The organism is Pseudomonas sp. TH08, assembly GCF_016651275.1.
In the GTDB taxonomy this organism is placed as follows: domain Bacteria; phylum Pseudomonadota; class Gammaproteobacteria; order Pseudomonadales; family Pseudomonadaceae; genus Aquipseudomonas.
In genome coordinates this window covers 579,902-592,702 of record NZ_JAEKEE010000003.1, presented here as the reverse complement: position 1 = coordinate 592,702, position 12,801 = coordinate 579,902, and the positions used below count along the sequence as shown (strand labels likewise).

The window sequence follows — 12,801 nt, the reverse complement described above, 5'->3', positions numbered from 1 at the left end:
CTGCACAAAGCAAAAGATCGCAGCAAGGCTGCGATCTTTTTCTCAGACGAGGAGGGGAATCAGCGCAGCGTATCGACCATGTCGGCGAGGGTGGTGAGCACGTCTTTGCCCAACTGTTTCGAGCGTTTACCCGACCAGCCGGTTTCCTTGTCAGGGTGGTCGTCGTGATCCTTGAACGGCATTTCCAGGGTGAGCGACAGGCAGTCGTACTTCTGGCCGACGCTGTTGCAGGCCAGAGTCATGTTCGCTTGGCCCGGTTCATCGCGGGTGTAGCCGTACTTGGTCTGGAAATCTTTGGTGGTGTGTTTCAGGTGGTTGCGGAAGTGCTCTTCGAGTTTCTCGATGCGCGGCGTGAACCCCGGATTGCCCTCGCATCCGGCGGTGAACACGTGGGGGATTTCTTCGTCGCCGTGAACGTCGATGAACAGGTCGACGCCATACTTTTCCATCTGTTGCTGCACGAACAGGACTTCCGGGCTGGTGTCCTGACTGGCGCTCTGCCAGGCGCGGTTCAAGTCCTGGCCCATGGCGTTGGTGCGCAGGTGGCCGTGGAAGGCACCGTCCGGGTTCATGTTCGGCACCAGATACAGATCGGCGCTGGCCAGCAATTTGTTCAGCACAGGATCATCCTGGCGCTCCAGACGCTCGATCACGCCTTCCATGAACCATTCGGCCATGTGCTCGCCCGGATGTTGCTGGGCGATGATCCAGATGTTGCGCTGGCCTTCGGCGCCGCTGCCTTTGCGCAGTAACTGGATATCGCGGCCTTCGACGCTTTTGCCGGTGGCCAGCAATTCGGTGCCAGCCTTGGTCAGCGCCTGCTCGATCAGCCAGTCATGGCGGCCACGGCTGTACGGTTCGAAATAGGCGAACCAGGCGTGGGTCTGGGTGGCTTCAAGGCAGAAGCGCAGGCAGTCGCCTTCAAAGATGGTCGGCACGCGGAACCAGTTGACGTGATCGTAGGAGGCCACGGCTTGATAACCGTCCCAGGCTTTGTTGTAGGAAGACTGGCTGGCGTTGTTCAGGCGAAACCAGTGTTCCTGGCCGACGTGCAGGCCGCTGGCTTTGAAGTGGAACCATTGGAAATGGGCGCTGCGGGTGTCCGGACGAATGGCCAGAACCGGGTTGAGCGGATTGCTGATGTCGATAACCTGGATGTTGCCGCTGTCAAAGTTGGCGCTGATGTCGAACGAAGATTTGGCCACGGTCATAATCGCTTCCTGAATATGATTTTTATGGCCGTTACTTTACACGCAAGACTTGAGTGAAACCGAGGGAAATTGCCGGGTGTGGCGGGGGGCGTCTTCCATGACGCGGACGCAGCTTAGGCGCTATGCGATTGATTCTCAAGTGCTAATTGTCATTAGTTTGCGCCAATGTGGCCGGGCTCCGCTTGCCAAGCGATATTCTTTTGATATTATCCGCGCCATCGAATTTGCAGCACCTAAAGACTTCATTAGCCTGAAGCCACAAGCCCGAAAAACGGGCAAAAAAAAGACCCGGCAAAAAGCCGGGTCAAAAACCGTGATTAGCCTGATGAGGAGATAGTCCAGAAGACCGACCTAAGGTCTCTGGTCCATCGACTGATCTCGCGACCAGCTGCGTGCAATAATAATCATTATCATTTGCAAGTCAAATGTTTTTATCTGCGCGATTGGAAAATTCTTTCCTGTCCGTTCGAACGCCCGTGTCTCAGACGTCATCGCCATCGAGCGAATGGTCGACCATCGCCCGCGCCATATCCACCATATGCACCACTGAAAACGCCAGATCGCGGCTCGCGCCCTGCAGGTTTTCGGCTGCCTTGAACGCGGTGGCGGCTGCGCATCGCAGCAAGTCTGACGCGTGCACCAGGGCTTCCTCTCCGCTGAGTTGGCGTCTGACGTTGAAAAAACGTTCGTCGACCTCGGGCTCTGACACAGTTGGTTTCAAGTAATAGTCCAGTGCTCGCTGCGCAGCGGCGTTACCTTGTGGCGAGGTGAAGGTGGTGTCGATCTGCAGATCGGGCAAGTCTTTGCTGCTGATATTCATGGTGAAAGGCCACTCCTTGTTCGATTGGAAATCCGTTTGAGCAGCATAGTACGGCCCGTAGTTGTGACCAGGATTTAAATACTACAATATGTGTTTTGCCGGCCGAAGGTGTCCGCGTAAGGTGCCGCACATGGATAAATGGATTGAGTTGGTCAAGGCCAAAATGAGTGAACTCAAAATCACTCAAACAGAGCTCGGAGAGCGTGTTGGCATGTCCCAGGGCGGCATCGGCCATTGGCTGAACAAACGTCGTGAACCGGGCGTAACGGAAATGAACCGAGTGCTGCAAGCGCTGGGCATGGATTTCCTCGAAGTCGCGATGGTCATTCGCGAGCCGCAGCAAATACCCGACGACGACATGCCTCTGGCGCAGAAGTACAACCCGTACTTCCGCTATCCGGTGAACGACTGGAATGCGCCATTCGAGGTGCGCGAGAGTCAGCCGCAACCCTACGGCAAGGCGCAGGACAAGCAGCGTTTCGAACTGACGGATTACCACGCCCTTGGCGCGGCGTTCTGGCTGACAGTGGCGGGTGACTCGATGACCGCTCCCAGCGGCCCGAGCATTGCCGAAGGCATGCTCATCCTGGTCGATACGGCGGCGCAGGCAGTGCCTGGCAAATTGGTGATCGCCCAATGGTCGGACAGCGATGAAGCGATTTTTCGCAAGCTCGACGAAGAGGGCGGCCAGCGTTATCTGGTACCGCTCAATCCGACGTGGCCGAAAGCCCTGTTTACCGATGAGTGTCGAATCATCGGCGTGGTAGTGCTGGCAACGGCGCGTTTCTAGTCAGATCGATCCTCGTTTTATGTAGGATCGATCCTCCTTTCATGCTTCTTCCAGTTCAACCAAAGCGCTGCCTTCACTGACCATTTCGCCTTCCTGGCAATACAGCGCTTTGATTACGCCAGCGTGCGGCGCGCGGATGCTGTGCTCCATTTTCATCGCTTCCAGCACCACCAGTTGCGCACCGGCCTCGACCGTTTGCCCCGCCTCGACCAATACGCGAACAATGCTGCCGTTCATCGGCGCAGTCAGGCCGCCCTGATGGCTGTGACTGGCCTCGACGGCACCGATGGGGTCGTACGCTGCAACGCGGCGCAGCTCGCCTTGCCATTGCAGATACAGCGAATCGCCCTGACGAATCGCGCGCAGCGTACGACGCACGCCCTGGTGCTCGATCACCAATGCATCACCCGACAGTTTGGCATTGCCCGACGAACCCAACGTCAGTGCGCGATCCTGGCCCTCGCAACTCAAATGCACAGTGGTTTCCTGCGGCAACCCCGCACGCAAGCCGCTGTTGAGCGCCCACGGCGAACCCGGATCATCCGCCCGCGCAACCTCTGGCAGGCTTTGCACAAATGCCTGCGCCGCAGCTTCCCAGAATGCATCGCTCAACTCACCTTGAGCCGGCAGCAATTGCTCCTGATAACGCGGAATAAAGCCGGTATCCAGTTCCGCCGCCGCAAATGCCGGATGCGCGATGATTCGCCGCAGAAAGTTGATGTTGGTTTTCAAACCGCCAATCGCGAATTCATCGAGCATGCTCAACAACCGCAGGCGCGCTTGCTCGCGATCCTCGCCCCAGGCAATCAGCTTGCCAAGCATTGGGTCGTAGAACGGCGAAATCTCATCACCTTGCTCAACGCCGCTATCCACCCGACGCCCCGGCCCTTGCGCCGATTCGCGGTACAAATCGAGACGCCCGGTAGCCGGCAGAAAATCATTTGCAGGGTCTTCAGCATACAGCCGCACTTCAATCGCATGGCCGTTCAGCGGCACCTGCTCCTGAGTGATCGGCAACGCCTCACCACGGGCCACGCGAATCTGCCAGGCGACCAGATCGAGACCGGTAATCGCCTCGGTCACCGGGTGTTCGACTTGCAACCGAGTGTTCATCTCCATGAAGAAAAATTCGCCACGGGCATCGAGCAGAAACTCCACGGTGCCTGCGCCGACATACCCAATCGCCTGCGCCGAACGCACGGCCGCTTCGCCCATCGCCCGCCGCAATTCTGCCGAAAGACCCGGCGCTGGCGCCTCTTCAACGACTTTCTGATGGCGACGCTGAATCGAGCAGTCACGCTCATTCAGATACAGGCAATGGCCATGCTGATCGGCAAACACCTGAATTTCCACGTGACGCGGTTTCAGCAGGTATTTCTCCACCAGCATCCGCGAGTCGCCGAACGACGACTGTGCTTCACGCTGGGCGGAGGCCAATGCTTCGGCCAGTTGGCTGACGTCCTCAACGACCTTCATGCCTTTGCCACCGCCGCCCGCTGTGGCTTTGAGCAGCACCGGATAGCCGATGCGTTCGCAGGCACTGCGGAAGGTCTCGAGGTCCTGCGCTTCGCCGTGGTAACCCGGCACCAACGGCACACCAGCCGTTTCCATCAGCGCTTTGGCGGCGGACTTGCTGCCCATGGCGTCGATGGCCGAGGCGGGCGGGCCGAGGAAAATCAATCCGGCCGCTTCAATCGCGCGGGCAAACCCGGCGTTCTCCGACAGAAAGCCATAACCCGGATGAATGGCCTGAGCGCCGCTGGCCTTGGCCGCTGCGATCAGTTTGTCGATTTGCAGATAACTGTCGGCCGCTTTGCTGCCGCCGAGATCGACGCGGATATCCGCTTCACGACTGTGTCGCGCGTTGCGGTCGGTGGCGCTGTGCACGGCCACGGTGGTCAGGCCTAAAGCCTTGGCGGTACGCATCACGCGGCAAGCAATTTCGCCACGGTTGGCCACCAGCAGGGTGGTGAGAACAGGTGCGCTCATCAATGCGGCTCCTTGGTTGCGGCTTGCCAGCTCGGCGGACGTTTTTGCAGAAAGGCCCGCAAGCCTTCCTGACCTTCAGGACTGACGCGGATGCGGGCGATGGCGTTTTCGGTGTAGCGACGCAGCGCCGGGGTCAACGCGCCGTTGCCGACTTCACGCAGCAAATCTTTGCTGGCGCGCATGGCAGCGGGGCTATTGAGCAGCAGGTTGTCGATCCATTGTTCGACGTGTTGCTCAAGTTCCGCGTTTGGATAGCTATCGGACAACAAACCGATTTCCCGAGCGCGCTGGCCGCCGAAGCGTTCGGCGGTCAGGGCATAGCGACGTGCGGCGCGTTCGCCGATGGCCTGCACCACGAACGGGCTGATTACTGCGGGCGCCAAACCGATGCGTACTTCCGACAGGCAGAACTGCGCATCATCGGCGCCGATGGCCATGTCGCAGCAACTGATCAGGCCCAGTGCACCACCGAACGCCGCGCCTTGCACCACGGCCACGGTGGGGATTTTCAGTTTGGCGAGGTTGTACATCAGCTCAGCCAGTTCGCGGGCGTCGTCGAGGTTGGTGTGGTAATCGAGTTCGGCCGATTGCTGCATCCACGCCAGGTCGGCGCCGGCGCTGAAGTGTTTGCCGCGCCCGCGCACCAGCAGGAAACGCAGGCTGGCGTCGCTGGCGACTTTGTCCAGAGCGAGGATCAGTTCACGGATCATCTCGGCGTTGAACGCGTTGTTCTTCTCTGGGCGGTTGAGCCACAGCGTCGCGAAACCGCGTGGGTCGTTCTGCAGTTCAAGGGTATTGAAGTCGCTCATATTCATCCGTCTCCACGGTTTCTGTGGGAGCGAGCCTGCTCGCGAAGAACGGTTACGCGGTCGTACCGGTAAACCGCGCTGAAGCCTTCGCGAGCAGGCTCGCTCCCACAAAAAAGCATCACATCCGGAACACGCCGAAGCGGCTCGGTTCGATTGGCGCGTTCAGCGACGCAGACAAGGCCAGGGCCAACACATCGCGGGTCTGCGCCGGGTCGATGACGCCGTCGTCCCACAGTCGTGCGCTGGAATAGTAGGGGTGACCCTGCTCCTCGTACTGGTCGAGGATCGGTTGTTTGATCTCGGCTTCCTGCTCGGCACTGAAGGTTTGGCCGCTGCGTTCAGCCTGTTCGCGCTTGACCTGCACCAGCACGCCAGCCGCTTGTTCGGCGCCCATCACACCGATCCGCGCGTTCGGCCACATCCACAGGAAACGCGGGTCGTAAGCACGCCCGCACATGCCGTAGTTTCCGGCGCCGAAGCTGCCGCCGATGATCACGGTGAATTTCGGCACCTTGGCGCACGCCACCGCCGTTACCAGCTTCGCGCCGTGCTTGGCGATGCCGCCGGCCTCGTATTTCTGGCCGACCATGAAGCCGGTGATGTTCTGCAAAAACAGCAATGGAATGCCGCGCTGGCAAGCCAGTTCGATGAAGTGCGCGCCTTTCTGCGCGGCTTCGGCGAAGAGGATGCCGTTGTTGGCGAGGATCGCAATCGGATAGCCGTGCAGATGAGCAAAACCGCACACCAGCGTCGTGCCGAACAGTGCCTTGAATTCATCGAACACCGAACCGTCGACCAGCCGTGCAATCACTTCGCGCACATCGAACGGTTGCTTGGCATCCGCCGAAACTACGCCGTACAACTCGTCACTGGCGTACAGCGGCGCAATCGGTGTGCGCTGTTGCACTTCGCCGAGCTTGCGCCAGTTGAGGTTGGCAACGCTGCGGCGGGCGAGGGCGAGGGCGTGTTCGTCGCTCTCGGCGTAATGGTCGGCGACCCCGGAAATCTTGCAGTGCACATCGGCGCCGCCCAGATCCTCGGCGCTCACCACTTCACCGGTTGCGGCTTTCACCAGCGGCGGGCCAGCGAGGAAAATCGTTGCCTGATTGCGCACCATGATCGCTTCGTCGGCCATCGCTGGCACGTAAGCACCGCCCGCGGTGCACGAACCCATGACCACGGCGATTTGTGGAATGCCCATGGCGCTCATGTTGGCCTGGTTGAAGAAGATCCGCCCGAAATGCTCGCGATCCGGAAACACCTCGTCCTGACGCGGCAGGTTGGCGCCGCCGGAATCCACCAGATAAATGCATGGCAGGCGGTTTTGCTGAGCGATGGTTTGCGCGCGCAGGTGTTTTTTCACCGTCAGCGGATAGTACGAACCACCTTTCACCGTCGCATCGTTGGCGACGATCATGCACTCGACGCCTTCGACCCGGCCGATCCCTGCGATCACGCCAGCGGCGGGCACGTCCTCGCCATAAACGGCGTGGGCAGCGAGTTGGCTGATTTCGAGAAACGGTGAGCCCGGATCGAGTAAACGGTTGATGCGCTCACGCGGCAGCAGCTTGCCGCGCGAGGTGTGGCGTTCCTGAGCTTTTGCGCCGCCACCCTGCGCCACTTGGGCGAGCAGGGTATGCAAGGCGTCGACTTGCTTGAGCATCGCCGCGCTGTTGGCGGCGAACTCCGCTGAACGAGGATTGAGCTGAGTGTGCAGAATCATGGGGCTACTCCGTAGCAGCTTCGAGTTGCAAGCTACAAGCTACAAGTTGAAGCAAGAGCGCGGTCCTCTTGCAGCTTGGAACTTGCAGCTTGCCGCTGACGAAACTCATTTCGTTTCGTTGAAGAGTTCGCGACCGATCAGCATGCGTCGGATCTCGCTGGTGCCCGCGCCGATTTCATACAGCTTGGCGTCGCGCAACAGACGCCCCGCCGGGAATTCGTTGATGTAACCGTTGCCGCCGAGAATCTGGATCGCGTCGAGAGCCATTTGCGTGGCGCGCTCGGCGCTATAGAGGATTACCCCGGCGGCATCTTTACGCGTGGTTTCGCCGCGCTCGCAAGCCTGGGCAACCGCGTAGAGATAGGCGCGGCTGGCGTTGAGCTGGGTGTACATGTCGGCAACTTTGCCCTGGATCAGCTGGAACTCGCCGATGCTTTGGCCGAACTGCTTGCGGTCGTGGATGTACGGCACGATCAGGTCCATGCACGACTGCATGATCCCGGTAGGGCCACCCGAGAGCACCACGCGCTCGTAATCGAGGCCGCTCATCAGCACTTTCACGCCGCCGTTGAGCACGCCGAGGATGTTCTCTTCCGGCACTTCGACGTCATCGAAAAACAGCTCGCAGGTGTTGGAACCGCGCATGCCGAGCTTGTCGAACTTGTTGCTGCGGCTGAAGCCTTTCCAGTCGCGCTCGACGATGAACGCGGTGATGCCATGCGGGCCTTTTTCCAGATCGGTCTTGGCGTAGATCACGTAGGTGTTGGCGTCGGGGCCGTTGGTGATCCAGGTTTTGCTGCCGTTGAGGACGAAATGGTCGCCGCGTTTGTCGGCGCGCAGTTTCATCGAGACCACGTCGGAGCCGGCGTTCGGTTCGCTCATCGCCAAGGCACCGACGTGTTCGCCGCTGATCAGCTTCGGCAGGTATTTGCTTTTCTGTTCGTGGTTGCCGTTGCGGTTGATCTGGTTGACGCAGAGATTGGAGTGCGCGCCGTAGGACAACGCCACCGAGGCCGAGCCACGGCTGATTTCTTCCATCGCCACCACGTGCGCCAGATAACCCAGGCCAGCACCGCCGTACTCTTCCGGCACGGTAATGCCGAGCAGGCCCATGTCACCGAATTTGCGCCACATGTCGGCGGGGAACAGGTTGTCGCTGTCGATCTGCGCGGCGCGCGGAGCGATTTCCTTGGCGACAAAGGACTGAACCTGATCGCGCAGCATGTCGATGGTTTCACCGAGGGCGAAGTTCAGGGATGGATAGCTCATGGGTCACCTTTTGGCTTTTTTGTAGGGCGGGGAGAGCGGCATTGCAGTTCTCACCTTTACGTTAACGTAAGCCTGCGACGAATGACTGTCAATCACCCTTTACGTTAACGTCAACTTGAGCGAGAGTAGGGGCAGTTCAAGATTGAAAACGGATCACTTTTTTGTGGGAGCGGACTTTTGTGGCGAGGGGATTTATCCCCGTGCGGCTGCGAAGCAGTCGTGAAATCTGTAAATCTGATTTGTCTGAAGATATGCAGGGGCGGCTTCGCCTCCCAACGGGGTAAATCCCCTTGCCACAGTTGGCTCCCACAAAAAGTGTAATCCGGCAAACCCACTAATAAAGACAATAGGGGTCGTCATGGATCAACCCAGTGCAAATCCGCAGCGCAGCTACACCCGTGGTTCCCAGGACAAAGCCTTGCTGGCGATGACCATCGGGCAGAAGTTCGACCAGACCGTAGCGCAGTACGCCGACGGCGAAGCGCTGGTGGTGCGCCATCAGCACTTGCGCTACTCGTGGCGACAACTGGCCGACGCAGTGGATGTGCATGCCAGAGCCTTGCTCGCATTGGGTTTGCAGGCTGGCGACCGGCTCGGCATCTGGGCACCCAATTGCGCGCAGTGGTGCATCACGCAAATCGCCACGGCAAAAATCGGCGTGATCCTGGTCAACATCAACCCGGCCTACCGCAGTTCTGAACTGGAATACGTGCTTAAACAATCTGGCTGTCAGTGGCTGGTCTGCGCCGGGGCGTTCAAGTCTTCCAACTATCACGGCATGTTGCAGGGGCTGGTGCCGGAGCTGGCCGAACAATCCATCGGCCAACTGCGCAGCGAACGCCTGCCGGAGTTGCGCGGGGTGATCAGTCTCGACGCGCAGCCACCGTCAGGATTTCTGCCGTGGTCGCAACTGGCTGATATGGCTTTGAGCATCTCCCCGCAACAACTCAGCGAACGCAGCGAAAGCCTGCATTTCGATCAGCCGGTGAACATTCAGTACACCTCTGGCACCACCGGTTTTCCCAAAGGCGCGACCCTCAGTCATTACAACATTCTCAACAACGGCTACATGGTTGGCGAAAGCATCGGCCTGACCCCGACCGATCGCCTGGTGATCCCGGTGCCGCTGTATCACTGCTTCGGCATGGTCATGGGCAACCTCGGCTGTATCACCCACGGCAGCACGATGATTTATCCCAACGATGCCTTCGACCCGTTGCTGACTTTGCAAACCGTTGCCGAAGAGAAGGCCACCGGGCTGTACGGCGTGCCGACCATGTTCATCGCCATGCTCGATCAGCCGCAACGCGCCGAGTTCGACCTGTCGAGCTTGCGCACCGGGATCATGGCCGGCGCCACTTGCCCGATCGAAGTGATGCGCCGAGTGATCAGCGAGATGCACATGAGTGAAGTGCAGATTGCTTATGGCATGACCGAAACCAGCCCGGTTTCACTGCAAACCGGTCCGAACGACGAGCTGGAATTACGCGTGACTACGGTCGGCCGCACTCAGCCGCAATTGGAAAGCAAGATCATCGACGACGCCGGCAACCTCGTGCCGCGCGGCACCATTGGCGAACTCTGCACGCGCGGCTACAGCGTGATGCTCGGTTACTGGAGCAACCCGCAAGCCACGGCCGAGGCCATCGACGAGGCTGGCTGGATGCACACCGGTGATCTGGCGAGCATGAACGAGGAGGGTTACGTGAACATCGCCGGGCGTAACAAGGACATGATCATTCGTGGCGGCGAAAACGTTTATCCGCGAGAGCTGGAGGAGTTTTTCTTCACCCATCCGGCGGTAGCGGACGTGCAGGTGATCGGCATTCCGTGTTCGCGTTACGGTGAGGAAATCGTCGCCTGGATCAAATTCCACCCCGGCCACAATGCGTCCGAGCTGGAGCTGCAAACCTGGTGCAAGGAACGCATCGCGCACTTCAAGACGCCGCGGCACTTCAAGTTCGTCGAGGAGTTTCCGATGACGGTGACGGGCAAGATTCAGAAATTCAGGATGCGCGAGATCAGCATTGAAGAGCTGCGCGAAAAGCACGCCTGACCCGAAACGCAATCCAATGTGGGAGCGAGCCTGCTCGCGAATGCAGTGTGTCATTCAGCGCCGATGTGTCTGATACACCGCTTTCGCGAGCAGGCTCGCTCCAACAGGGGGATCGGCGGTGAAAACAGGAATCGCAGAAAGCACAAAGGGGAGCCGAGGCTCCCCTTTAATTTTGTCGTCGCGTGCTCTTTTTTATTATTGAGGGTCGGTCTGTTGTTGTTTTTGGCAACCGTGGCCCTTTACCGCTGTTTTTGGCGACCCCCATCCGGGGTCAAGAGCAAACGTATTTTTTTGAGCGCTGATCTACTTTCTCGCTAAGCGATCCAACCGATTCGGGAGCTACCTGAAGGTAGTTTTATTGTTCTCTGCCCGGTTGCGGGTCACTCCTGAGAGCACCCTGAAAAGCACACCTTCTCCAAAAAAATCTGTTAGCTGCGTCTCTGCCGTGTTGTTTTTGTTATGTCAGAGTCGGTACGTCTTATTTTTATTGGTTTGCTGCTTTTTATTCTTGTTATGCCATAGAGATAGCATTACGCGTGCCAACTTTAAAAAGTCGTTATAAATCAATAGCTTGAGTTTTTACGAGATTTTACGGCCAGACAAAACCAGACAATTTGTTTCCGTGTTACTCGCTTAAGCCCACATTCCAGACACAGCGGTAACACCTTCCCCCCTCACTGCGCGCTACGGGCCTTGGCCACACGCGAACCGCTCGGGCGGCCGAGCACTGCACTGATTTGCCGACCCGCGGCAATCAACGCGTCCAGGTCGATACCGGTCTCGATGCCGAGGCCATCGAGCAGGTACACCACGTCTTCGGTAGCAACGTTACCGCTCGCACCTTTGGCGTACGGGCAGCCGCCAAGGCCGGCGATAGAGCTGTCGAACACCGAAATGCCTTCGAGCAGGCTGGCGTAGATGTTGGCCATGGCCTGGCCATAGGTGTCGTGAAAATGCCCGGCGAGTTTGTCCCGTGGCACCTGCGCCGACACCACTTCGAACAAGCGCCGGGTCGCGCCAGCGGTACCGGTGCCGATGGTGTCGCCCAAAGACACTTCATAGCAGCCCATCGCATACAGCTCGCGGGCGACCATCGCCACCTGCTCCGGCGCGACGGTGCCTTCATACGGGCAACCGAGCACACAGGACACGTAACCGCGCACGGTAACGCCGTGTTGTTTCGCGGCATCCATGATCGGTGCGAAGCGCGCCAGGCTTTCGCTGATCGAGCAGTTGATGTTGCGCTGCGAGAAGGCTTCGGACGCGGCGGCGAACACCGCGACTTCCTTCACGCCAGCGGCGATCGCGTCTTCAAAGCCGCGCAGGTTCGGCGCCAGCGCACCGTAGGTCACGCCGGTTTTGCGCTGGATCTGCGCGAACACGTCGGCGGAGCCGGCCATCTGTGGCACCCACTTTGGCGAGACGAAACTGCCGACTTCTATATAACCGAGGCCAGCGGCGCTCAAGGCATCGACCAGTTGCACCTTGTCGGCAACGCTGATGGGTTGGGCTTCGTTTTGCAGGCCATCGCGCGGGCCGACTTCGATCAGGCGTACTTGGGAGAGGAGGGACATGGCGGTTGACCTGTTCTTTGAATTCGTGGAGAACCCTGTGGGAGCGAGCCTGCTCGCGAATGCGCCGGGTCAATCACTATAGATGTCGAATGACAAATTGCATTCGCGAGCAGGCTCGCTCCCACAGGGAATGGGGTTGTTACTGAATGGCCTGCTGGCTCTTGAGGGTTTGCTCCAGCGCTTGCACGCAGCGCTCTTCGGCGGTGTCGAGTTCCAGCTTCATCTGCTCGATGTCGAGCAGCTGCTGCTCAAGCTGTTCACGGCGCTCGGTGATTTTCGCCAGCATGCTGTTGAGCTGTTTGGTGTTACCGCTGGACGGATCGTAAAGCTCAATCAGTTCGCGGCACTCGGCCAGCGAGAAACCGATGCGCTTGCCGCGCAGGATCAGTTTCAGGCTGACCTTGTCGCGTGGTGAATAAATGCGTTCCTGGCCACGACGCTCGGGGCTGAGCAGGCCTTGCTCTTCATAAAAGCGGATCGCCCGGGTGGTGATGTCCAACTCGCGGGCGAGGTCGGAAATGCTGTAGGTCTGGCTGCTCATGGGCGCGCTCGGAAAAGGT

At 59.2% G+C, this 12,801-nt stretch carries 11 protein-coding genes; 3 read left to right on the top strand and 8 right to left on the bottom strand.

Annotated elements, in window-relative coordinates; all coding sequences use genetic code 11:
- Window positions 1-59: 59 nt before the first annotated feature.
- Window positions 60-1,211, bottom strand: a complete 1,152-nt coding sequence (locus JFT91_RS16000; protein WP_201226411.1) for a M14 family metallopeptidase — start codon at window positions 1,209-1,211, stop codon at window positions 60-62.
- A 97-nt stretch (window positions 1,212-1,308) separates the two neighbouring features.
- Here JFT91_RS16000 and JFT91_RS15995 point away from each other — a divergent pair, with 97 nt between their 5' ends.
- Window positions 1,309-1,548: a hypothetical protein gene (locus tag JFT91_RS15995; RefSeq protein ID WP_201226410.1), complete on the top strand. Its 240-nt coding sequence runs from the start codon at window positions 1,309-1,311 to the stop codon at window positions 1,546-1,548.
- A 144-nt stretch (window positions 1,549-1,692) separates the two neighbouring features.
- Here JFT91_RS15995 and JFT91_RS15990 read toward each other — a convergent pair whose 3' ends face one another.
- Window positions 1,693-2,031: a DUF6124 family protein gene (locus JFT91_RS15990; RefSeq protein ID WP_201233002.1), complete on the bottom strand. Its 339-nt coding sequence runs from the start codon at window positions 2,029-2,031 to the stop codon at window positions 1,693-1,695.
- Window positions 2,032-2,161: 130 nt separating this feature from the next.
- On the opposite strand from JFT91_RS15990, the gene JFT91_RS15985 reads away from it, so the two are divergent.
- On the top strand, window positions 2,162-2,821 hold the full coding sequence (locus JFT91_RS15985; RefSeq protein ID WP_201233000.1) for a LexA family protein: 660 nt from the start codon (window positions 2,162-2,164) through the stop codon (window positions 2,819-2,821).
- A gap of 39 nt (window positions 2,822-2,860) precedes the next feature.
- Here JFT91_RS15985 and JFT91_RS15980 read toward each other — a convergent pair whose 3' ends face one another.
- From JFT91_RS15980 to JFT91_RS15965, 4 genes are all read right to left on the bottom strand, one after another.
- Window positions 2,861-4,810 carry an acetyl/propionyl/methylcrotonyl-CoA carboxylase subunit alpha gene (locus tag JFT91_RS15980; RefSeq protein WP_201232998.1) on the bottom strand — a complete coding sequence of 650 codons (1,950 nt, stop codon included), beginning with the start codon at window positions 4,808-4,810 and terminating at the stop codon, window positions 2,861-2,863.
- Window positions 4,810-5,619 (bottom strand): gamma-carboxygeranoyl-CoA hydratase, encoded by an 810-nt coding sequence (locus JFT91_RS15975; RefSeq protein WP_201232996.1) that lies wholly within the window; start codon window positions 5,617-5,619, stop codon window positions 4,810-4,812. The genes JFT91_RS15980 and JFT91_RS15975 overlap by 1 nt, the downstream gene beginning before the upstream one ends.
- 118 nt (window positions 5,620-5,737) lie before the next feature.
- Window positions 5,738-7,342, bottom strand: coding sequence for a carboxyl transferase domain-containing protein (locus JFT91_RS15970; RefSeq protein WP_201232995.1), 1,605 nt, complete (start codon window positions 7,340-7,342; stop codon window positions 5,738-5,740).
- Between the two features lie 105 nt (window positions 7,343-7,447).
- Window positions 7,448-8,611 carry an isovaleryl-CoA dehydrogenase gene (locus tag JFT91_RS15965; protein ID WP_201226404.1) on the bottom strand — a complete coding sequence of 388 codons (1,164 nt, stop codon included), beginning with the start codon at window positions 8,609-8,611 and terminating at the stop codon, window positions 7,448-7,450.
- Window positions 8,612-8,969: 358 nt separating this feature from the next.
- On the opposite strand from JFT91_RS15965, the gene JFT91_RS15960 reads away from it, so the two are divergent.
- Entirely contained in the window at window positions 8,970-10,667 is a 1,698-nt protein-coding gene (locus JFT91_RS15960; protein ID WP_201232994.1) for an AMP-binding protein, read from the top strand.
- A 674-nt stretch (window positions 10,668-11,341) separates the two neighbouring features.
- Here the strand turns inward: JFT91_RS15960 and JFT91_RS15955 are convergent.
- Together JFT91_RS15955 and JFT91_RS15950 are read right to left on the bottom strand one after the other, a co-directional pair.
- On the bottom strand, window positions 11,342-12,241 hold the full coding sequence (locus JFT91_RS15955; protein ID WP_201232993.1) for a hydroxymethylglutaryl-CoA lyase: 900 nt from the start codon (window positions 12,239-12,241) through the stop codon (window positions 11,342-11,344).
- A gap of 139 nt (window positions 12,242-12,380) precedes the next feature.
- Window positions 12,381-12,782: a MerR family transcriptional regulator gene (locus tag JFT91_RS15950; protein WP_093434160.1), complete on the bottom strand. Its 402-nt coding sequence runs from the start codon at window positions 12,780-12,782 to the stop codon at window positions 12,381-12,383.
- Between the last annotated feature and the right edge of the window lie 19 nt (window positions 12,783-12,801).